At 68.4% G+C, this 20,496-nt stretch carries 22 protein-coding genes and 1 tRNA gene; 11 read left to right on the top strand and 12 right to left on the bottom strand.

What is annotated here, in order from left to right:
* Positions 1 to 43 precede the first annotated feature (43 nt).
* The 5 genes from E3O60_RS06725 (at position 44) to E3O60_RS06705 (ending at position 8,025) form a co-directional block, all read left to right on the top strand.
* Positions 44 to 556, top strand: coding sequence for an amino-acid N-acetyltransferase (locus E3O60_RS06725; protein WP_088457303.1), 513 nt, complete (start codon positions 44 to 46; stop codon positions 554 to 556).
* A gap of 287 nt (positions 557 to 843) precedes the next feature.
* A complete protein-coding gene (locus tag E3O60_RS06720; RefSeq protein WP_134407815.1) occupies positions 844 to 3,945 on the top strand; it encodes an ExeM/NucH family extracellular endonuclease in 3,102 nt (1,033 codons plus the stop codon).
* Between the two features lie 245 nt (positions 3,946 to 4,190).
* Positions 4,191 to 6,860: a bifunctional UDP-sugar hydrolase/5'-nucleotidase gene (locus E3O60_RS06715; RefSeq protein WP_134497571.1), complete on the top strand. Its 2,670-nt coding sequence runs from the start codon at positions 4,191 to 4,193 to the stop codon at positions 6,858 to 6,860.
* A gap of 53 nt (positions 6,861 to 6,913) precedes the next feature.
* The gene (locus tag E3O60_RS06710) at positions 6,914 to 7,546 is read left to right on the top strand and encodes a DUF4232 domain-containing protein (RefSeq protein WP_134497569.1); all 633 of its coding nucleotides are present in this window, start codon (positions 6,914 to 6,916) and stop codon (positions 7,544 to 7,546) included.
* Positions 7,547 to 7,623: 77 nt separating this feature from the next.
* Positions 7,624 to 8,025, top strand: a complete 402-nt coding sequence (locus E3O60_RS06705) for a dehydrogenase (protein WP_370291565.1) — start codon at positions 7,624 to 7,626, stop codon at positions 8,023 to 8,025.
* A gap of 9 nt (positions 8,026 to 8,034) precedes the next feature.
* Here E3O60_RS06705 and radA read toward each other — a convergent pair whose 3' ends face one another.
* Both radA and E3O60_RS06695 read right to left on the bottom strand, forming a co-directional pair.
* Entirely contained in the window at positions 8,035 to 9,399 is a 1,365-nt protein-coding gene (gene radA, locus E3O60_RS06700) for a DNA repair protein RadA (RefSeq protein ID WP_134407817.1), read from the bottom strand.
* A gap of 32 nt (positions 9,400 to 9,431) precedes the next feature.
* Complete coding sequence (locus tag E3O60_RS06695) at positions 9,432 to 10,214, bottom strand: SGNH/GDSL hydrolase family protein (protein WP_088457298.1); 783 nt, start codon at positions 10,212 to 10,214, stop codon at positions 9,432 to 9,434.
* A gap of 76 nt (positions 10,215 to 10,290) precedes the next feature.
* Between E3O60_RS06695 and E3O60_RS06690 the strand changes: the two genes are divergently transcribed.
* Positions 10,291 to 10,380: transfer RNA gene (locus E3O60_RS06690), tRNA-Ser, on the top strand.
* 222 nt (positions 10,381 to 10,602) lie between these two features.
* A complete protein-coding gene (locus E3O60_RS06685) occupies positions 10,603 to 11,064 on the top strand; it encodes an SRPBCC domain-containing protein (protein WP_166788754.1) in 462 nt (153 codons plus the stop codon).
* A gap of 131 nt (positions 11,065 to 11,195) precedes the next feature.
* Here the strand turns inward: E3O60_RS06685 and E3O60_RS06680 are convergent, their stop codons facing one another.
* Positions 11,196 to 11,864 carry a GAP family protein gene (locus E3O60_RS06680; RefSeq protein ID WP_166788755.1) on the bottom strand — a complete coding sequence of 223 codons (669 nt, stop codon included), beginning with the start codon at positions 11,862 to 11,864 and terminating at the stop codon, positions 11,196 to 11,198.
* The gene (locus E3O60_RS06675; protein WP_134407839.1) at positions 11,861 to 12,391 is read right to left on the bottom strand and encodes a TetR/AcrR family transcriptional regulator; all 531 of its coding nucleotides are present in this window, start codon (positions 12,389 to 12,391) and stop codon (positions 11,861 to 11,863) included. Before E3O60_RS06675 ends, E3O60_RS06680 begins: the two co-directional genes overlap by 4 nt.
* Positions 12,392 to 12,566: 175 nt before the next feature.
* On the opposite strand from E3O60_RS06675, the gene E3O60_RS06670 reads away from it, so the two are divergent.
* Positions 12,567 to 13,415, top strand: coding sequence for a methyltransferase domain-containing protein (locus E3O60_RS06670; RefSeq protein ID WP_166788756.1), 849 nt, complete (start codon positions 12,567 to 12,569; stop codon positions 13,413 to 13,415).
* Positions 13,416 to 13,525: 110 nt separating this feature from the next.
* On the opposite strand, the gene E3O60_RS06665 is transcribed toward E3O60_RS06670, so the two are convergent.
* The 5 genes from E3O60_RS06665 to E3O60_RS06645 all read right to left on the bottom strand — a co-directional run bounded on the left by E3O60_RS06665 (position 13,526) and on the right by E3O60_RS06645 (position 15,815).
* Complete coding sequence (locus tag E3O60_RS06665; RefSeq protein WP_134497567.1) at positions 13,526 to 13,780, bottom strand: zinc-ribbon domain-containing protein; 255 nt, start codon at positions 13,778 to 13,780, stop codon at positions 13,526 to 13,528.
* 54 nt (positions 13,781 to 13,834) lie between these two features.
* Positions 13,835 to 14,044, bottom strand: coding sequence for an RNA polymerase sigma factor (locus E3O60_RS06660; protein WP_088457294.1), 210 nt, complete (start codon positions 14,042 to 14,044; stop codon positions 13,835 to 13,837).
* 237 nt (positions 14,045 to 14,281) lie between these two features.
* Positions 14,282 to 14,593: an AzlD domain-containing protein gene (locus E3O60_RS06655; protein ID WP_088457293.1), complete on the bottom strand. Its 312-nt coding sequence runs from the start codon at positions 14,591 to 14,593 to the stop codon at positions 14,282 to 14,284.
* Positions 14,590 to 15,339 (bottom strand): AzlC family ABC transporter permease, encoded by a 750-nt coding sequence (locus E3O60_RS06650; RefSeq protein ID WP_134497565.1) that lies wholly within the window; start codon positions 15,337 to 15,339, stop codon positions 14,590 to 14,592. Before E3O60_RS06650 ends, E3O60_RS06655 begins: the two co-directional genes overlap by 4 nt.
* Positions 15,340 to 15,374: 35 nt before the next feature.
* Positions 15,375 to 15,815 (bottom strand): Lrp/AsnC family transcriptional regulator, encoded by a 441-nt coding sequence (locus tag E3O60_RS06645; protein WP_134497564.1) that lies wholly within the window; start codon positions 15,813 to 15,815, stop codon positions 15,375 to 15,377.
* Between the two features lie 68 nt (positions 15,816 to 15,883).
* On the opposite strand from E3O60_RS06645, the gene E3O60_RS06640 reads away from it, so the two are divergent.
* Entirely contained in the window at positions 15,884 to 16,528 is a 645-nt protein-coding gene (locus E3O60_RS06640) for a hypothetical protein (protein WP_134480933.1), read from the top strand.
* On the opposite strand, the gene E3O60_RS06635 is transcribed toward E3O60_RS06640, so the two are convergent.
* The 3 genes from E3O60_RS06635 to E3O60_RS06625 all read right to left on the bottom strand — a co-directional run bounded on the left by E3O60_RS06635 (position 16,525) and on the right by E3O60_RS06625 (position 19,527).
* Positions 16,525 to 17,310, bottom strand: coding sequence for a glucosamine-6-phosphate deaminase (locus E3O60_RS06635; protein ID WP_088457289.1), 786 nt, complete (start codon positions 17,308 to 17,310; stop codon positions 16,525 to 16,527). The two genes, E3O60_RS06640 and E3O60_RS06635, sit on opposite strands and share 4 nt — an antisense overlap.
* A gap of 97 nt (positions 17,311 to 17,407) precedes the next feature.
* Positions 17,408 to 18,649 carry a PTS transporter subunit EIIC gene (locus E3O60_RS06630; RefSeq protein WP_088457288.1) on the bottom strand — a complete coding sequence of 414 codons (1,242 nt, stop codon included), beginning with the start codon at positions 18,647 to 18,649 and terminating at the stop codon, positions 17,408 to 17,410.
* A gap of 134 nt (positions 18,650 to 18,783) precedes the next feature.
* Entirely contained in the window at positions 18,784 to 19,527 is a 744-nt protein-coding gene (locus E3O60_RS06625; RefSeq protein WP_088457287.1) for a GntR family transcriptional regulator, read from the bottom strand.
* 238 nt (positions 19,528 to 19,765) lie between these two features.
* On the opposite strand from E3O60_RS06625, the gene E3O60_RS06620 reads away from it, so the two are divergent.
* Positions 19,766 to 19,999 (top strand): glucose PTS transporter subunit EIIB, encoded by a 234-nt coding sequence (locus E3O60_RS06620; protein ID WP_088457286.1) that lies wholly within the window; start codon positions 19,766 to 19,768, stop codon positions 19,997 to 19,999.
* Positions 19,996 to 20,469 carry a PTS glucose transporter subunit IIA gene (locus E3O60_RS06615; protein ID WP_088457285.1) on the top strand — a complete coding sequence of 158 codons (474 nt, stop codon included), beginning with the start codon at positions 19,996 to 19,998 and terminating at the stop codon, positions 20,467 to 20,469. Before E3O60_RS06620 ends, E3O60_RS06615 begins: the two co-directional genes overlap by 4 nt.
* Positions 20,470 to 20,496: the final 27 nt, after the last annotated feature.

The raw sequence follows: 20,496 nt of genomic DNA, 5'->3' as shown, positions 1-20,496 counted from the left end.
CAACAGAATCGGTCGCGGCTGGCGGCCAGGGGAGCGGGCGGACGTGACACACCAGGAGTTCATCGTGCGCCGGGCGCAGACCCGCGACGTGCCGCGCATCCAGGCGCTCGTCGAACCTCTCGTGCAGCAACGCATCCTGCTCGGCAAGGACCGCGTCGTCTTCTATGAGGCCGTGCAGGAGTTCCGGGTGGTCGAGGACCTCGAGGGAAACCTCGTCGGCTGCGGCGCCCTGCACGTGATGTGGGAGGACCTCGGCGAGGTGCGCACTCTCGCCGTGTCGGAGGACTGGCTCGGGCGCGGTATCGGGCACGCGCTCATCGGCCGACTGGAGGCGGACGCCCGGGAACTGGGCCTGACGCGCCTGTTCTGCCTCACCTTCGAGGTGGACTTCTTCACCCGGCACGGGTTCGTCGACATGGGCACCGAAACCGTGGACCCCGCCATCTATGCCGAGCTGGTGCGCTCCCCGGACGAGGGCGTCGCGGAGTTCCTCGACCTCGCCCGCGTCAAGCCGAACACCCTCGGCAACACCCGAATGCTCAAGCGCCTGGCCTGAGTCCCCCCGGCCCGCTCAGATGTGGGCGCCGTCGGCATTTCTCTGCTCATCTGAGCATGTTGTCTGCGCCGTAACCAACCGGACATAGTCGGTCGTTAGGCTGCCCCCCGAAGCACTCCGGCCGACCCGCACGGTTTGTGCGCCGCCCGCCCTGCGGGGTTCGTTGCGCGCCTACCGGCTCGTTCGGCGTGCCAGAAACCCGAGCTCCACCGCGCCTTGCCCTGCGCCCTGCCCTGCCCTGCTCTCTGTTCCGCCAGACCGTTCATCGCACCCACCCAGGAGACTCCATGTCGCTCGCCCCGCCCCGCCCGCTTCGGCTGGCCCTCGCTTCGCTGATCGGAGCGTGCCTCGCCGTCGCCCCGGTCGTCGCGTTCCCCGCCCAGGCCAACACCGCCGGCACCGGCGTCGTCATCAACGAGGCCTACCTCAGCGGCGGCAGCGCCGGCGCGGCGTTCTCGGCCAAGTTCGTCGAGCTGTACAACCCCACCAACACCGCCATCGACCTCTCCGCCTGGTCGCTGCAGTACCGCAAGGCCACCGGCGTCGTCACCGACAGCCCGGCGGCCGTCGCTCTGACCGGAACGATCCCGGCCAAGGGGTACTATCTCGTCTCCGGCGGGTCGAATGCGAACGGCGCGAACGGTGCGGCCCTGCCCACCCCCGACCAGGTCTCCACCCTCAACCCCAGCGGCACCACCGGCACCCTGATCCTCGCCAACTCCACCACGCCGCTCAGCCTCGAGTCCGGCAACGCCGCCGGTAACCCGAACGTGATCGACCTGGTCGGCTACGGCGCCTCCCTCACCTTCGAAGGCGCCGTCGCGCCGGCGCCGAGCTCCAACACCGACGTCAAGTCGCTCAACCGCAGCGTCGCCGCCGACACCGACAACAACGCCGCAGACATCACCCTGTCGGCCACGATCACCCCCACCAATTCGGCCGGCCCGACCGGCGGAACACCCACACCGGCCCCGACCGACCCGCCCGTCGTCACGCCCACCCCGACCCCGACGACGGCCCCGCCCACCGACACCACCGCGATCAGCGCCATCCAGGGCACCGCGGATGCCAGCCCGCTGGCCGGTAGCACCGTGAAGACCGTCGGCGTCGTCACCGCCGCCTACCCCACCGGCGGCTTCGCCGGCTTCTACCTGCAGACCCCCGGCACCGATGGTGCCAACAATCCCGCCTCGCACGGCATCTTCGTCTACACCAAGACCCTCGGCGTCGACGTTGCTGTCGGCGACTACGTGAGCGTCACGGGCGCCGTCAGCGAGTACTACGGACTCACCCAGCTGACCATCAACGCTCTCGGCGACATCACCCGGCTCGACGGCGCCGGCATCACCGCCCCGGTCGCCGCCGAACTCCGGCTCCCGGCAGCTGACGCAGACCGCGAACGCCTGGAGGGCATGCTCGTCGCCCCCGCTGGTGCGTTCACGGTGACGAACAACTACACCACTAACCAGTACGCCGAAATCGGCCTCGCCGCCGGCACGACGCCCCTGGTCAACCCCACCGTCACCGACCGCCCCGGCAGTGCCGGTTACACGGCCGCCATCGCTGCCAACGCGGCGCGGGCAGTCACCCTCGACGACGGCGCGAGCACCAACTACCTCAGCTCGTCCAACAAGGGCCTGCCGGTTCCGTACCTCTCCACAACCGCCCCGGTACGCATCGGCGCCCCGGTCACCTTCACCAAGCCGACGATCCTGGACTATCGCAACAGCGCCTGGAAGCTGCAGCCGACAACAGCCTTGGTGCCCGCCAACGCCGCCATCGTGCAGCCGGCCACCTTCGAGAACACCCGCAGCTCGGCGCCGGAGAAGGTGGGCGGCGACATCCGCCTGGGCACCTTCAACGTGCTGAACTACTTCTCCACCACCGGCGACACCCTCACCGGGTGCCAGTACTACACCGACCGTGCCGGCGCCAAGATCACCGTCAGCGGCGGATGCGACGCCCGCGGCGCGGCGGACCAGGCGAACTTCCTGCGCCAGCAGGCCAAGATTGTCGCGGCCATCAACGCCCTCGACGCGCAGGTCATCTCACTCGAAGAAATCGAGAACTCGGCAGTCTTCGGCGCCAACCGGGACACCGCCCTGGCCACCCTGGTCGCCGCGTTGAACGCCGACCTCGGCCAGGATGCCTGGGCGTTCGTGCCGTCCCCGGCCGCGCTGCCGGCCAACGAAGACGTCATCCGCACCGCCTTCATCTACCAGAAGGCAGCTGTCGAAACCGTGGGCGGATCCACGATCCTCACCGGATCCGCCGCGTTCAGCAACGCCCGCCAGCCGCTCGCCCAGGCCTTCCAGCTGGTCGGCGATACCGACAGCCGCTTCCTCACGATCGTCAACCACTTCAAGTCCAAGGGGTCGGGCACCGGCGTGGACGCCGACATGGGCGACGGTCAGGGCGCCTCGAACGCCTCCCGCGTCAACCAGGCGACCGCGCTTGTCGCGTTCGCCGACACGATTTCGGCTCAGTCCGGCATCGACAGGGTGTTTCTCACCGGCGACTTCAACGCCTACGACCAAGAAGACCCGATCAAGGTGATCACCGACGCCGGCTACCTGAACCAGGAAGCGAAGAGCGGCGAATACACCTACGCGTTCGGCGGGTCGGTCGGTTCGCTCGACCACGTCTTCGCTTCCCCCGAAGCGGATGCCGTCGTGACCGATGTGGACGTCTGGAACATCAACTCGGTCGAATCCGTGGCGCTGGAATACAGCCGGTACAACAACAACGTGACCGACTTCTATGTCGCAGACGCCTTCAGGTCCTCGGACCACGACCCGGCGATCCTGGGCCTGAACTTGGCCAGTCCGACGGAGCCCACCCCGGTCCCGACGACCGAGCCCACCCCGGTTCCCACCACGGCGCCGACCCCTGTCCCGACGACCGAACCCACGTCGACGCCCACGGTCCCAGCAGCCACCGCACCGACGCTTGCCCCGACCGCGGCGCCGGAGAGTGCCCTCACCGCCGCCCTGCGCGACAAGATCAGCACCAACGCGTCGCGCTACTCGGCCGGCTCGGCGATCACCATCACGGCCGGTGCCGCGTATACCGGTGACTTCGTGTCGGCCTGGGTGCGCTCCACCCCGGTCAACCTGGGTGGCTGGCTGCAGGTCAGCGCTGCGGGCACCGTGACCACGGCGCTGCCGACGGACCTGGCCGCTGGCACGCACCGCATCATCCTGCAGGATGCAGCGGGCGCGGTCATCGGCTGGACCGAGATCACGATCGTCGCCCCCGGTTCTGCGGCGGCCGGCACCCTCGCCAGCACGGGTGTGGAGAGCGCCCCACTGCTGGCCGGGGCCCTGCTCCTGCTGCTGCTCGGCGCGCTGCTCGCCCGTCGTCGCCGCTCCACCCTGCCGAGCGCCTAACCGGCCGGCGCAAGCGGGCATCCCCCAGCCGGGGGACGCCCGCTCCCCACCGCTCAGAAGTTGGCCTCGTCTGCCCTCCTGTGCTCATCTGAGCACGTTGCCTCGCCGTAACCCGCCGGACATCCGGCGTCGTTAGGCTGCCCCCACAGTCAGTCCGTCCGCTGTTGTCGCCGATTTTCACGCGCGCCACACCGGCCCTTCATCTGCATCCCCGTCACCCCACGGCACCACTTTCGAGGAGAACAATGTCGCTCAACCCGTCCCGCCCGCTCCGGCTGGCCTTCGCTGCAGTGATCGGAGCGTGCCTGGTGGGCGCGCCCGTCGTTGCCGTCCCGGCCGTCGCGGCCCCGCTCCCGGTGCAGCTGAACCTGCTGAACATCAACGACTTCCACGGGCGAATCGATGCCAACACCGTGAAATTTGCCGGGACCGTGGAGACCCTGCGCGCCCAGCACCCCGAGAGCACCCTGTTCCTCTCCGACGGAGACAACATCGGCGCCTCGCCCTACGAGTCGGCGTCGCAGCAGGACACCCCGACCTTGGACGTACTGAACGCCCTCGAGCTGTCAGCCTCCGCGGTCGGCAACCACGAATTCGACCAGGGCATGGACGACCTCACCGGTCGGGTCTCGGAGAAAGCCAACTTCGACTACCTCGGTGCCAACGTCTACAAGGTGGGCACCCAGACGCCCGCTCTCCAGGAGTACGCGCTCCGCGAGGTGCAGGGCGTCACTGTTGCAGTGATCGGTACCGTGACCGAGGAAACCCCCACCCTGGTCTCGCCCAACGGCATCGCATCCGTCAGCTTCGGTGACCCTGTCGACGCGGTCAACCGGGTCGCCGGCCAGCTCACCGACGGCGACGATGCCAACGGCGAGGCCGACGTCATCATCGCCGAGTACCACGAGGGCGCCGGTGCCGGCACCGTGGAGAACGCCACCCTCGAGCAGGAGCTGGCCCTCACCGGCAGCGCCTTCGCCAAGATCGTCACGAAGACCTCAGCGGCGGTGGACGCCATCTTCACCGGCCACACCCACAAGCTGTACGCCTGGAACGCCCAGGTCCCCGGTGCCGCGACGGGCGTGACCCGCCCGGTGCTGCAGACCGGTAACTATGGTGAGAACATCGGCCAAGTTGTGCTCAGTTACGACACCGTCACTGGGGCCACCACCACGGTCACGAACCAGAACGTCAAGCGCAGCACGGCCGCCGACGCCGCTCTGGTCAGCGCATTCCCCAGGGTCGCCACCGTCAAGAACATCACCGACGCGGCCATCGCCAAGGCGGCCGTCACAGGCAGCGTGAGTGTCGGCACCATCTCTGCGCCGATCACCCGCGCCTCCATCGGCGGAGCGACCCCCGTTGTCGAGGACCGGGCCGCCCCGTCGACCATGGGCACCTTGGTGGCCAACGCACTGCTCGCGACTTTGTCCGACGAGAAGAAGGGCGGCGCTGATATCGGTGTCGTCAACCCCGGTGGACTGCGCAAGGACCTCCTGACCACACCGGACACCGACGTGAGCGTCTCGGAAGCAAACGCCGTTCTGCCGTTCGCGAACAACCTGTGGACCACCACCCTCACCGGAGCCCAGTTCAAGATCGCCCTGGAACAGCAGTGGCAGCGCGACAGCAAGGGCGCCGTGCCCAGCCGCCCCTACCTGCAGCTGGGTCTCTCTGACAATGTGAACTACACGTTCGACGCGACCCGTCCAGAGAGCGACCGGATCACCGGCATCTGGGTCGACGGGAAGCCCATCGACCCGGCCGCCGGCTACACCATCGGCTCGTTCAACTTCCTGCTCACCGGTGGAGACAACTTCCGCGTCTTCACCGAGGGCACCGGCACCACCGACTCTGCCCTCGTCGACCGCGACGCCTGGATGTCCTACATCACGGCCAACAGCCCGCTGTCGCCGTCATTCGCCGCCAACCAGGCTTCCGTGACCGGGGTGCCGAGCACGGCGGTCAAGCCCGGTGACACCGTGAGCTTCACCGTGTCGCAGCTCAACCTGACCTCCACAGGTGCCCCGAAGAACACCGAACTCGCCGTCACCTGGGCTGGCAGCAAGACGGTCTTCGCTCCGGCATCCGTCGACGCCACCGGCGCCGCAACGGTCACCGTCACAGTGCCCACCGACGCCGCGGCCGCCAGTGAGATCACCCTCATGGCCAAGGAATCCGGCACCACGGTGCGGGTGCCCCTGGCCGTCACCGTTCCGGTGACGGAGCCGACCCCGGTCCCGACGCCCGAGCCGACCCCGGTCCCGACCCCGGTGCCGACGACCGAGCCGACCCCGGTCCCGACGCCCGAGCCGACCCCGGTCCCGACGACCGAGCCGACCCCGGTGCCGACGACCGAGCCGACCCCGGTGCCGACGACCGAGCCGACCCCGGTGCCGACGACGGCTCCGACCCCGGTTCCGACGACGGCTCCGACCCCCGCCCCCACCGAGCTTCCCCAGACCGGATCGTCCGCTCCCACGAGCGCACCGACGGCCGCGGCGGAGTCCGCTCTGACCAAGGCCCTGCAGAACAAGATCACGGTCAATGACTCCACGGTGGCCGCCGGTGACAAGCTCACCATCGGCGTCGGAACCGCGTTCGCCGGTCAGTACGTCTCCGTCTGGGTTCGCTCCACGCCGATCAACCTGGGCGGCTGGCAGCGGGTCAGCGCCGCGGGCACCGTCGCCGCGGTGGTGCCGGCCGGTCTCGCCGCCGGTACGCACAGCATCATCGTGCAGGATGCCGCGGGCGCCGTGATCGGCTGGACCGAGATCACCGTCACCGGCGTCACCCCGGCCGCGACACTCGCCCAGACCGGACTGGACGCCAGCCCGTGGCTGGCCGGCGGCGCGCTGATGCTGCTGCTCGGTGCGGTTCTGGTGAGTCGTCGCCGGGTTTCGATGGATTCGTAACCGACACGCAGAGCATTACCGGCGGCGCCGGTAGACCTCGCTAGCCTTGGACCATGTCGACGATCAAGCATCCCGTCGGCCCCCAGGCCAGCACCGTCTACCGGCGCCGTCGTTTGGTGGTCGGCCTCGGTGTGCTCGCCGTGCTCCTGATCGTCATCCTGATCGTCGTGCGCCCCGGCGGCGGCAGTGACCCGGCATCGACGGCGGCGCCGACGCCGACCGGAAACGCGGCCGATACGGCAATTACCGCCGACCCGGCCGCCCCCGGCGCCGCCGGGGCGGCGTGCGACCCGGCGGCCGTGCAGGTCGAGGCGATCACCGACCAGGACGCCTACGACGCGGGCGACGAACCCGAGCTCTCCCTGAGCGTGACCAACACCGGCAGCACACCCTGCACCCTGAACGCCGGCACCGCCACGCAGGTGTTCACGATCACCAGCGGCGCCGACGTGTACTGGTCCTCCACCGACTGCCAGTCCGACCCGGCAGACGCCGAGGTCACCCTGCAGCCAGGCGTCGCGGTGAGCACCAAGACGCCGCTCACCTGGGACCGTACCCGCTCCAGCCCGGAGACCTGCGAGATCATCGACCGGGAGCCCGTGCCCGGCGAGGGCGCGTCGTACTACCTCTCTGTGAGCGTGGGCGGCGTCGAATCGGCCGGCCCCACCCAGTTCCTGCTCAACTGACCGCCAGCCCGCGGTGTTCGCTCCGGGCTGAGGCCTCGAGTGGCCCCGCTCCGGCCGTGAATGATTGAATGGAGCACGTGACAGACGCGACTTCAGATACCCGATCGGATGCCCTGGCCAGCGCCTTGGCCAAGCAGGATGTCGCGGCGGTGGCGTACGCGCTCCGCAACGATGTAGTGATCGCGCCGTTGCTCGTGGTCAAGGGCTCCGCCGAGCAGGTGCGGGTGTTCGGTCGGGAGGGCAGCGACAAGCGCACCCTGCTGCTCTTCTCCTCCGGCGAGAACTACGCCCGGATGATCCCCGACGAGGTCGATCCGCAGGTGATGGTGGCCGACGGGCAGTGGCTGCGGGAGTTCCTCACCGTGCACAGCGAGACGCTGGAGATGGTCTTCTTCGACGTGGCCGGCCCCGCCGTGATGCAGGCGGCTCCGGCTGACCTGCTGCGCGCACTCGGACCGATCGAGCCGTCGACGGACTGACCCGACCCGCTACCGGAACGCGTCGTCCAGCTCGGCGTCCCGCCGGGAAACACCCGTGCCCAGCGCCCGGTTCACCGCGGTCTGCACGGTGCTGCTGGACGCGTCGATACGGGTGCTGAAGCCCATCCGGGCGGCCTCGGCGGCGCGCTGCTTGGCCGCGGACACCGGACGGATCTCACCGGCCAGGCTGATCTCGCCAAACGCCACCACGGTGTGCGCTATGGGTTCGTCCTTGAGCGCCGATGCGACCGCGATCGCGATGGCCAGGTCCGCGGCCGGTTCCACCAGCCGTACCCCGCCCACCGTGGAAACGTACACGTCCTTTTTCGAGAGCGGATAGCCCGCCCGCTTCTCCAGCACCGCCAGCAGCATCGCCACGCGGGAGCCGTCCACGCCGTTGGTCACCCGGCGCGGGTTGGGCATGGCGGTGTCGATCACGAGCGCCTGCACCTCCACCGGCAGGGCGCGACGTCCCTCCATCGCCACGGTCACACAGGTGCCGGAGACCGCGGCGGTGCCGCGGCTGAGGAACAGCCCGCTCGGGTCAGCGACCTCGCTGATGCCGTCACCGGTCATTTCAAAACAGCCCACTTCGTCGGTGGAGCCGAAGCGGTTCTTGAGGGCCCGCACGAACCGCAGCGCAGTATGCCTGTCGCCCTCGAACTGACAAACCACGTCCACCAGGTGTTCCAGCAGCCGCGGGCCGGCAATGGTGCCGTCCTTGGTGACGTGCCCCACCAGCAGCACGGGCAGGTTGCGGTCCTTGGCGAGCCGGATGAGGGTGGACGCCACCTCGCGCACCTGGCCGGGCTGCCCGGCCTGGCCGTCGTTGAGGGAACTGGACACCGTCTGCACGGAGTCGATGATCACCAAATCGGGTTTGACCGCGTCGATCTGGCCGAGGATGGTGGCCAGATCGGTCTCGGCGGCGATGAAGAGTTCCGGCTGCAGTGCCCCGGTGCGTTCGGCGCGCAGGCGCACCTGCGCCACCGATTCCTCGGCACTGACGTAGAGCACCCGGGACTTGGCTACGGCCGCCTTGGACGCCACCTCGAGCAGCAGGGTGGACTTGCCCACCCCGGGCTCGCCGCTAAGCAGGATCACCGAGCCGGGCACGATGCCGCCGCCGAGGACCCTGTCGAACTCGTTGATGCCGGTGGGCCAGTGCGCTACCGCCGTCGTGTCGACGTGGGTGATCGGCCGGGCTACGCCGGTGCCGCTCACAACGGAGGGAGCGACCGACCGGCTGATGCCAGTCTTCTCCGCGGTTTCCACCACGGTGCCCCATTGCTGGCATTCGCCGCAGCGGCCCGCCCATTTCAGGGTGGTCCAACCACACTCGGTGCAGCGGAAGTTGGAGACGGGTTTAGCCATGCTGCGAGCCTAGCCGCGGCCGCCGACACGCCTCACTCGGTCAGGGCCTCCTGGGGGACCCGTCGGGCCACGGCCGAGCTGAGCAGGGGCAGAAAAGCCTCCGCCCAGGTGCGGTAGCCGCGGTCGTTCGGGTGGAACATATCGTTGGCCACCTGCGTCAGCACGCTCCGCCAGCCCTGTCGTTTGGTGGTGGCGTGCAGCGGCACGACGGTGAGGCCGTGCTCGGCGGCCACGTCGCGCACGATCTGGTTGGCCACGGCCACCTTGCGTTCGTTGTGGGGCAGGTGGAAGCACGGCAGGTCGGCCACGAGCGCGTGCGGCGGCAGGGCCGCGAACACTGTGCGAATGCCGGATTCGAAGCGTTCCGCATCCCACTGGGCGATGTCGTTGGCGCCGATGGCGACGGTGACGAAGTCGGGCTGCAGCTTGGCGAACCGCGGCAGCTGGTCGCGCACGGCCAGCTCCACGGTGGCCCCTGAGACACTGAGGTTGATCACCCGCAGGGTGCGGCCTGTGGCCAGACGGATGTGGTCGGCCAGGATGCCGACATAACCACGGTTGGGCGCGCTGGCGCCGATGCCCTGCGCGGCACTGTCACCGATGGCCACGTAAAGCAGGTCGCCCTTCTCCTTGGCGTGTGTGCGCCACCAGAGCGAATTGATCGGCAAGGTCTCGTTGAGCTCGGCGGCGTTGGCGGCCAGGTGCAGCTTGAAGCGCCTGTAGTTGGCGACCGCCACCGCTGTGATGCCGGCGGTGGTGGCCAGGGCGCCGGCGGCGAGGGCAAGAGTGCGGGGAGTGGAACTGTCGTTTGTCACCCCGCGAGAGTACCGCCGGCCTCTGACAATTGCCCGGATTGGCGCCGGACCCCTCCTCTCAACTACAATCGCTCTCGGTACCGTGTCCGAGCGGCCGAAGGTGCAACTCTCGAAAAGTTGTGTGGGGGAGACTCCACCGTGGGTTCAAATCCCACCGGTACCGCCACGAAAAACCCCGTTGATCCTTGTGATCACGGGGTTTTTTTGTCCCCGGACGCGGTCACACCCCACGGAAATCCCACAACTGATCGAGCTCGCGCGGTTCTCTCGCCCGTGAACAGGTTCGCAATCATGGGTACGCTCGATGAGGCGCGTTTGCGGAACTGGTTCACGCGCCGCTCGGCGGGCAATGTCCCGTCGCGCTCAGCTCGAACGTGAAGGAAACACCGTGTCTGATCACGCAAGAATCAAGGGCCACACCGTGACCCGCACCGTCCACATCGAGGCTTCGCGCGCGCGCGTCTGGATGGCGCTGACCGACCCCGAGGTGATGGTCCAGTGGTTCGGAGACGCTGTGATGTTCGCCGCGCTCGAGCCCGGCGCTACCGGCAGCATCGACTGGGATGACTACGGCAGCTTCCCGATCGAAATCACCGAGGTGGTGCCCGACGACTCGTTCGGCTTCCGTTGGTCCGGAATCCCCGCCGAAAAGCTCGACGAGTACTCGACGCACGTGCGCTTCACCATCGCCGATGCTGGTACCGGGACGGATGTCACGGTGATCGAATCGGGCTTCGATACGCTCCCCGGCGGTACCCGCTACCGTCGCGAACGTCTCGAGCAGAACCGAGAGGGCTGGGACGTCGAACTCGACGAGCTCGCGATCCTCCTCGAGGATGTTGCCCAGTAGTTCACGATCACGGGGGAGTCGCTCGATGAGTCGGCCGCAGATCGGACACTGCTGAAATTCGTTCTGCGTTATCGAGAGCTACCGAGACGGCGTCCAGGTCATCATCGAAGAGATCTGGATCGACGCTACGTTCAGCGCAGCGCCCAGAAGGGCAGCGAGGCGACCACCCCGCCGAGCAGAATCAACGCGACTGCTATCACCGGCGATGCCGTGACGTCACCGGTGCCCAGGCGCGTGGTGATGCGGGACAGCAAAGCGTGCGTCCGCCGGCGGGAGAGGATGCCCACGGTGAGAAGCACGAGGCAGGGGAGGCAGTAGATCACGGCGTAGCCAGCGAGGATCAGCAGCCCTGCCCCGGTAGTGACACCGGCGTTGAGGAGGCGTTCGATCGCGATGAAGTACGGAAACGCGTTGGGCAGGTCGGCGCCGGTCAGAAGCGCGCCGAACGGAAGCGCCGTCCAGGGCGTGAACCAAGCGGGCAGTGCGATGGGGGTGCGGGGTCTGGTGCGGAACCGCCGGATGCCGGCGAGGATCAGCACGAGGCCTGCGGCGGCGAAGGCGACGTATCGGATGCCCTGTACGATGCCGTCGACCGCTCCGGCAGCTGCGCCCGCGCCGAGGAACAGAGCAGCGCCGGCGCCGAACACGGTGAGTGCTGCACCGAGCACCGTCACCAGTGCCGTCAGCGCGGGGCGCCGGGGGGCGGCAAGGAGGATCAGTGTCACTGCGACGATCGTGGCCGGGTTGAACGAGTCCAGCACCGCGAGCCCGGCGATCGCGAGCAGAAGAGGCGCGCTCACCGCCTGTCCGGCCCCGGACCGCGTACGAGGACGTCGATCAGGGCGTCGAGCTCCGCCTCCGTGGGGGCGGTTTCGATGCCGGCGACGACGTTCGCGGCGAGTCCGTCTCCGACTAGACGGATGATCCGCGCTCGAGTTGCGTCTCCCGTGTCGTCCTGGATCATCGACTCCCACCGCGCGATCGCCTCCCGCGATGCGGCCGCGACGTCGTCTCCGGGCGTCTCGACCGCACGGTGCGCGATGGCCAGCGCCCGGAACAACGCCACGTCCTCCCCGGCCGGCACCGAGATTCGCAACCACGTCTCCGCCGCTCGGCCCTCCGTCGATGCGGCGACCATTATGGCGTCGATTTCCTCAAGGGCAGCCACAGCCAGTCCTTGCACAAGCGCCGCCCGGGAGGGGAAGTGATGCAGGAGGCCACCCTTCGAGACGCCGGCCTTGCTCGCCGTCTCGTTCAGCGAGGGGACGACTCCGCGATCTAGTGTGAGCTGTCGGGCGGCGCCGAGAATGAGTGCTTTGCGATCCATGCGAGCATCGTATCAAGAAAGACCGTCCGGACGGTCGGTTTCACAGTTGATTCCACTCCGCGTTCGCCCGGCAGGTGGCGAGCCGGCCCGGGACGCACCGGAGCCGGACGTCGACCCGTCGTTTTCGCTAGCCTTGAGCCTTCCCGACCACCGCCCGCGAGGAGCACGCCTACCCATGCCGACAGTTGCGCTGGAGCCTCGCTATTTCGACCGGATGGGCTCCTCGCTCGGTGACAAGGCGCGGATGGTGCTGCCGCACCTGCGTGGCCCCCTGGTGCTGGATGTCGGAGCCGGCGGTGGCGAGCTCACCGCCGCGATCGCGGGTGCCGGCTTCCGGACATCCGCCCTGGACGCCGCGCCGGACGCTATCACCAGGCTGACTGCGCTCGGGATGTTGCACGAGGTGCGGCGCGGCTACGCCGAGCAGGTGCCGCAGCTCTTCGACGAGCCGTTCGACACGATCGTCGTGAGCGCCCTGCTGCATGAGGTCTACTCCTACGGAACGTCGCCGAATACCGAGCCAATCCTGCGCGGGTACGACGCGCTGGCACTCACCGTGACCCGGTGCCGCGAGAGCCTGCGCGGTCGGGGCCGCTTGATCATCCGCGACGGTGTCATGCCGGAACGGCCCACGGAGCTGGCGACCGTGGACGGATTGTCCGACGAGGACGTCGAGGCGTTCCACGATTACCTGCGGCGCAGCCCGCACCCGTTGTTGCGGGCGCTGCACCTGCGCGGGCGGAGCCTGACCGGCACCCGGCATGCCGTCGCCGAGTTTCTGCTCACGCTCACCTGGGGCATCGAGACCTTCCCGCGGGAAGCCCTGGAGCGTTATCAGCTCTTCACTCTGGGCGGGTACAGCCAATACGCAGGGGACCTGGGCTTCGATCTCGTGCACAGCGAGGCGGTCACCCAGCAGGGATACGTCGACGCCCTCTCTTGCCTCAGAGTCACAAGCGGCGACCGGCCGTGGTTCCCGGCCACGAACGGCCTGTGGGTGTTCGAGAAGCGATCAACCCCGTAGCCGGCTCTGCAGCAGCCGAAGCCCGCCGACAACTGTTGCCCGTGCGGACATCTGTTGACGAGGAGGTGGCGCACCGGTCTCGAGGCGACCGGAGCGCCCTGTCGCAGCCTCTAGGAAGACATGCGGGACTGCACCCAGTCCAGTGAATGTCGCGCCTGGTCGGCGCTGAGGCGGGTCTGTCCACCACAGTTCGTGCACTCGTTGGAATATTTGGTGGAGAACGAGAACAGCGGCAGAAAAAACACCGTGAACCGGTTCGCAGACTTCACGACATTTTGCGGCGCTCGCTCCCCGCAGAATGCGCAGATGAACGTGACGACGTTGATGACCTTCTGCGAGGCATTGATGCCGAAGAGGAGAAACATTGTCGGTTCCTTCCGAGGGTGTCAGGAGAAGGATTGCCCGACTCCCGGTAGTAGTCAGGCGGCGACGCGCAGGGCCGAACGCAGGTGCGTGAGGCCCTCGCTCAGACGGGAATCGGCGACGTCGACGCTCACGCCGAGCAGGTCGGCGACCTGATTGTTGCTGAAGCCCGAGTAGTAGGCGAGGTGAATCGCCTGGCGGTGTTCCGGCGACAGGGTGTCGATGGCGTCCGTGGCGTGGTCGAGGGTATGAGTGGTTGTGAACATGAATCGTACTTTTCGTTATGACGTGTGAAGGCGGCGCGCAGCATTGCGTGCGCCGAAATTCGAACAGCGTAGGTGATCGACCGTAAGTCCCGGTCGAGTGCGTCCGAGCGGGTAGTACCCGTTCGAGCGGTGCGTGACTCCGGCCATGGATTGGGGCAGCGGAGTGGTCGGATCGTGGTAAGGATCGACGCGCAACTTCCTACACTAGCACACGGGCGGGGCCGATCCCGCCCAGGACTACGGCAGGCCGAGCAGCCGGAGCCCGGCCGCCGCTGCCGCACCCACGATCACCACGACGAGGAACGGCGCCTTCAGCCACAGGGCCACGGCGGCGGCCACCAGGGCCCCCAGCCTGGCGTCGAGCACCAGCTGTTGCCCGGTCGCCACCGAGTTGGCGACGGTGAGGGAGGCCAGCAGGCCGATGGTGAGGGTGCCGGCGACCCGGGCCACCCGAGGATTCGCCAGCCACTTCTTCGGCACAAGATAGCCCAGGAGCTTGGTGAGGAACCCGACGACGCAGGCGACGACGATCCAGAACCACAGGGTCACGAGGGGTCCGTCCGGTCGGTCTGCACGGTGTCGGGATACGGGTCGATATCGGGCTCCAGGCCCTCACCGTCGGGTCCGGCCCGGTAGCCGAACCAGCCGACCGCGGCAGCCACCACGGCTGCCACCAGAATCGGCACGCCAGGTGGCACGAACGGCACGGCAAGGATCGTGGCGAGCGCGCAGGCCGCGGCGATCGCGCCGGCGTCCCTGGACCGCAGCCGCGGCCAGAGCAGCGCCAGGAACGCGGCGACGGCTGCACCGTCCAAACCCCACTGCTTGGGGTCGCCCAGCGCGTCACCGGCCAGGGACCCGACCAGGGTGAACAGGTTCCACAATACGAAGATGCCGATCCCGGCCACCCAGAAGCCGCGCCTCTGCTCGAGAGGGTCGGTCTGACCGGTGCTCGTGGCCAGCGACTCGTCGATGGTCACCTGGGCGGCCGCGAATCGCCGCCATCCGCGCGGATGCAGAAGCACGTTCATCTGCATCCCGTACACGGCGTTGCGGATGCCCAGCAGCGCCGCCGCGCTCGCGGCGGCCACCGGCGTGCCGCCACCGGCGATGACCCCGATGAACGCGAACTGCGAGCCGCCGGAGAACAGCAGCAGGCTCAGCGCCTGGGTCTGCCACACGGTCAACCCGGACGCGATGGACAGGGCGCCGAACGAGACGCCGTACAGGCCGGTGGCCACGGCGATCGACAGGCCGACCCGGGCTCCGGGGGACTGGCGTAGGGACGTGGGCACCGGCCGATTTTAGCCGAAGCGGCGCCCGGCGCGGGTCATTCCCTGGCGGTGGCGGGTGGGCGCAGGGCGAGCCGGGTTTGGGTCTGGCCGGCCCCGGCCTGCTTTTTCAGGCGGTGCAGCAACTCGTTCAGGTGCGTGGTGTCGTTGACCCAGACGTGCAGCAGGTAATCATACGGACCTGTCACATGCGCGGCGTCGCGCACCTCCGGCTCGGCCAGCGCGGCGAGGAGGAAGGAGTCGGAGTCCGCGTCGGCGCGGAGCCGCACGTCGATGAAGGCCTCCAGCCCGAGTGGACCCAGCGGGGCGTCATCGGCCAGCACGGCCCGATATCCCACGATGACCCCGGTCGCTTCGAGTTTCCGCACCCGCGCGGCAGCCGCGTTCGTGCTCAACCCCACCGCGGTGCCGAGGGCACTTAAGGAAATGCGCCCGTCGGTGCGCAGAATGCCGATGATTTCGCCGTCGAGATCGTCCATGCCGCGATCGTAGCCGTGCCGCGGAGAAAATCTAGGGGCAGGGTCGGCGGCCAGGGCAGGATCGTGGCATGGAGATCGAGCTGGGGCCACTGTTTGTCGGCGGGCTGTTAGCCGGGTGGGGAGTGGCCGTGCCGCTCGGCGCCATCGGTGTGCTCCTGGTGCGGGAGGCTCTGGCCGTCGGCTTCGGTGCCGGGGCCATAGCCGCGCTGGCGGTGGCGTTGGTGGACGGACTCTATTGCGTCGCCGCACTGGCGATCGGTGCGGTCGCCGCCCCGGTTCTCGACTCCTGGGGAGCGGCGCCGGCCGTGGGCGCCGGGCTGATCCTCCTGCTGCTGGGAGCCCTTGGGCTGCGCCGCCGGCCCGCGGCGGCGCAGCCGCGGGACAAGCCGCCGCGACCGCCGTCGCCGGGCCGGGTCTTTGCGACGTTCGCCGGGCTCACCGCGATCAACCCGGCGACGCTGCTGTACTTCGGTGCACTGACCGCGGCGTTGCCGCCGTCCCTCGGCCTGGACAGCGCGCCGGCCGTGTTCGTGGCGGGCGCCGTGGCGGCTTCCCTGGGCTGGCAACTGGTTCTGGTGGCGGTGGGGGCCTTCGCCGGCGGCCGGATCGGCGTGCGGGGCCAGGCCGTGCTCAGCGCCTGCGGGTACGGCCTGGTGATGGTACTCGGTGCGGCCGCCGTCGTCGCCGCGCTGCCGGGTCTGTCGGCCGGTTAGATGACCTGCCAGGCCGGCTTGTTCGCGTAGGTGTACCGGTAGTAGTCGAGGTTGGCCAGGCGCGAGGCCGCGGCCTCATCGACGAGCACGGTGACGTGCGGGTGCAGCTGGATGACGGAGCCCGGGCTGCTGGAGGTGACCGGACCCTCCACCGCCGCGGCAATGGCCTCGGCCTTCTCCTCGCCGAAAGCCAGCAGGATCAGGTGCCGTGCCCGGCGGATGGTGCCCAGGCCCTGGGTGATGCAGTGGACGGGAACATCGTCAGGGGAGCTGAAGAACCTGGCGTTGTCGATCCGGGTCTTCTCGGTGAGGGTCTTGACCCTGGTCAGCGAGGCGAACGAGGAGCCGGGCTCGTTGAAGCCCACGTGACCGGTGCGGCCGATGCCGAGGATCTGCACGTCGACGCCGCCGGCAGCGCGGATGGCGGCCTCGTACTCGCTGCCCGCGGACTCGAGGGTGGCCAGGTCGCCATTTGGCACCCGGATGTTGCCGGGGGTGAGACCCAGGGGCAGCACAGCGTCACGGGTGATGACGGCCCGGTAGCTCTCCGGGTGTCCGCTGGGCAGGCCCACGTACTCGTCGAGCGCGAAACCGCGCACCCGGCTCACGTCCAGCGGGTCGCTCCGCAGCGACTCGGCGAGGGCGCTGTACAGCGACATCGGCGTGGAGCCGGTGGCCAGGCCGAGGACGGCATCCGGTTTCTGGCTGATCAGTGCTCTGATCGATGCGGCGGCGATGATGCCGGCGTTGGTCTCGGATTCGAGGACGACTACTTCAGCCAAGGGATGCTCCAGGTGCGATTTGAAAATGGTGGATGGTGCGAGAAACGATGGTGCCGACCGGTGCCGCGAGCGCTGCTCGCGACACCGGCCGGGCGGGCTAGACCGCGGTCTTCGAGGTGGAGTCGGGGGCTCCCTCCTCCACGATGTCGTCGCCGCGGCCCGGCGTCTTCAGGTTCCAGCGGCGGATGACGAACCGGAACAGGAAGTAATAGAGCGCCGCGTAGGCCAACCCGATGGGGATAAGCAGCAGCGGTTTTTCGGCCAGGCCGAAGTTGAGGATGTAGTCGAACGCGCCGGCACTGAAGGTGAAGCCGTCGCGAATGCCCAGGAAGTTGACCAGGGCGAGCGAGGTGCCCGTAAGCACGGCGTGGATGGCGTAGAGCGGGAAGGCGACGAACATGAACGAGAATTCGAGCGGCTCGGTGACACCAGTGAGCATGGCGGTGAGGGCGCCGGAGAGCATGATGCCACCGACGATCTTCTTCTGCGACTTCTTGGCCTCGTGCCAGATGGCCAGGGCGCCGGCGGGGAGGGCGAACATCATGATCGGGAAGAACCCGGTCATGAAGGAGCCGGCCGTGGGATCGCCGGCGAAGAAGCGGTGCAGGTCGCCGGTGGCGCCGTTGTAATCGCCCAGTACGAACCACATCACGGAGTTGAGGATGTGGTGCAGGCCCACCGGGATGAGCAGCCGGTTGGAGGTGCCGTAGAGGAACCCGCCCCAGACGTCATTCGAGCTGACGAACGAGCCGAAGTTGGTCAGGCCGCCGCTGAACGCCGGGTAGAGGAAGCTGAGCAGGACACCGAGCACCAGGGCCACAACGGCGGTGACGATCGGTACGAACCGGCGTCCGCCGAAGAAGGCCAGATAGCTGGGCAGTTTGATGCGGTGGTATTTCTGCCACAGCACCGCGGAGACGACGCCCATGAGGACACCGGCGAGGACGTTGTAGTCAACCAGCACCTGTTCGGCGCCCTTGGCGGGCAGGCCCATGACGAAGGGCGACATGGCCTTGCCGACGTTCGTGAAAACGAGGTAGCCCACCACGGCGGCCAGGGCTGTTGAGCCATCCGCTTTCTTGGCGTAGCCGATCGCCACACCGAGCGCGAAGAGCAGCGCGAGGTTGTCGAACAGTGCGCCGCCGGCAGCTCCGATCACCGCAGCGCCGGTTTCGAAACCAGGGATGGCGCCCAACAGGTCGGGTTGGCCCAGACGCAGTAACAGGCCGGCGGCGGGCAGGGCTGCGATGGGCAGCATGAGGCTGCGACCGACGCGCTGGAGTTGGGCGAGGCCCGGGACTTTTCGTCCCGTTCCGGCATCAACGGTGGTGCTGGACATGGATTCCTCCTGTGGTGGTGCTCGTGGTGTGTCTTGTGGACGGGTGAATGGTGTGCGGTCAGAGGCTGCGGGAAGGCATGCTGGCGCTGCCGATGAGCTCGGCAGGCCACCCGGGTGGGGCGGAGCAGGCTGACTTACAGTTCGTGGTTGAGGTCGAGGGTCATGTGGATCTGGTAGCGGTCGCCCCGGTACCACGAGGTGACGTGTTCAACGGGGGTGGACCCCGCCGACGAGGTACGGAGGAAGACGAGAAGGGGAACGCCCACGTCGATGCCGAGTGGTTCGGCGAGTTCGGCATTCGCGGTCTCGGCCCACGCGGTCTGTTCGGCGTGGTCGATGCGCAGGCCGTACTCGGTGGCGAAGGTGGCGTAGAGCGAACGAGTGAGGTCCTGGCTGCCGAGGTCGGGCAGCAGGCCGGTGGGGTAGTAGCCGCGTTCGAAGGCCATCGGGATGCCGCCGGCGAGCCGAAGGCGCTCGACCTGCTGCACCTGCGCCCCGGCCCTCAGGCCCAGCGCCGCACGCACCTCGAGGGGCGCATCGATCAACCTGGACCCCATCACGACGGTGGCGGGCACCAGGCCGCGCCGGCGCATGTCTTCGGTGAACGAGGCGAGGTGCAGGTCGCTCTGCACGCGCTCGCCGGCGACGAAGGTGCCCTTGCCCTGGATTCGGTACAGCACGCCCTCGTCGACCAGTTGGCGGATCGCCTCCCGCACCGTTGACCGGCTCACGCCGTACTTGGTCATGAGCTTGCGCTCCGGCGGGATCGCGGCATGGGGTGCCAGGGTGGTCTCGACTCGTTCGAGCAGGATGGACCGCAACTGCACGTGCTTGGGCACGGCGCCGTTGGCGAGGACCGGGCCGTCGAGGTGTGTCACGACTTCATCACCTTTCCGGGGTGTTGGCATTCGGGGGAGCGGGCTTTCTGTGATCCAGCTGACAACCAACCGGACCACTTCCGCTTTGTGGTCCGTACTGGTACGGTCCAATTACTCGATAATGGAGGTGCGGCGGTCGGTTTGTCAAGGGCCGGCCCGCATGGGCGTCTCGTCGACGAGCGCCTCCTTCCCGACCGTTCCATCCCCCAGATCCGTATACATTTCCGAGGAGTAACTAATGAGTAGCAAGGCAGAGCAGATCCTGGCCGGCCTCGGCGGCGCCGACAACGTCGTCGACATCGAGGCGTGCATCACCCGGCTGCGCACCGAAGTGACCGACCCCACGCTGGTCGACGAACCCGCCCTCAAGGCCGCCGGTGCGCACGGTGTGTTCAGGTCCGGCACCATCGTGCAGGTCATCGTCGGCCCCGAGGCCGAGAACCTCGCCGACGACATCGAGGACCTCAGGTGAGCGTCGCCTCCTTGATCGTGCTCGCGCCGGTTCCCGGCCGGGCCGTCGAGCTCGGCCTGGTGCCCGACCCCACCTTCGCCCAGGCGATCGTCGGGCCCGGCGGGGCGATCGACCCTCCTCGCGAGGTCGTCGACGCGATCGCGCCGATCAGCGGCAAACTGCTCAAGGTGTTCCCGCACGCCTATGTGATCGTGGCGCCCGAGGGCGTCGGGGTGCTCGTGCACCTCGGTATCGACACCGTGCAGCTGAAGGGTGCGGGGTTCACCCTGCGCGCCCAGCAGGGCGACACCGTCACCGCCGGTGACGTGATCGTCAGCTTTGACGTTCCCGCCATCGTCGCGAGCGGCCGCGACCCGATCGTGCCGGTGATCATCCTGGAGCGCCAGGCGGAGAACATCACCCTGGCCGACGCCGTGGCCGCCGGTCTGGAGCTCGCGGCCGGAGACACCTTCCTCACCGTCCGCGGCTGACCCGCAGCCCGCCAATCACAACCCAGG

Source organism: Cryobacterium sp. TMB1-7 (genome assembly GCF_004402435.1).
Classification (GTDB): Bacteria; Actinomycetota; Actinomycetes; order Actinomycetales; family Microbacteriaceae; genus Cryobacterium; species Cryobacterium zongtaii.
The sequence above is the reverse complement of the archived record's forward strand: the minus strand, read 5'-3'. Positions and strand labels throughout refer to the sequence as shown.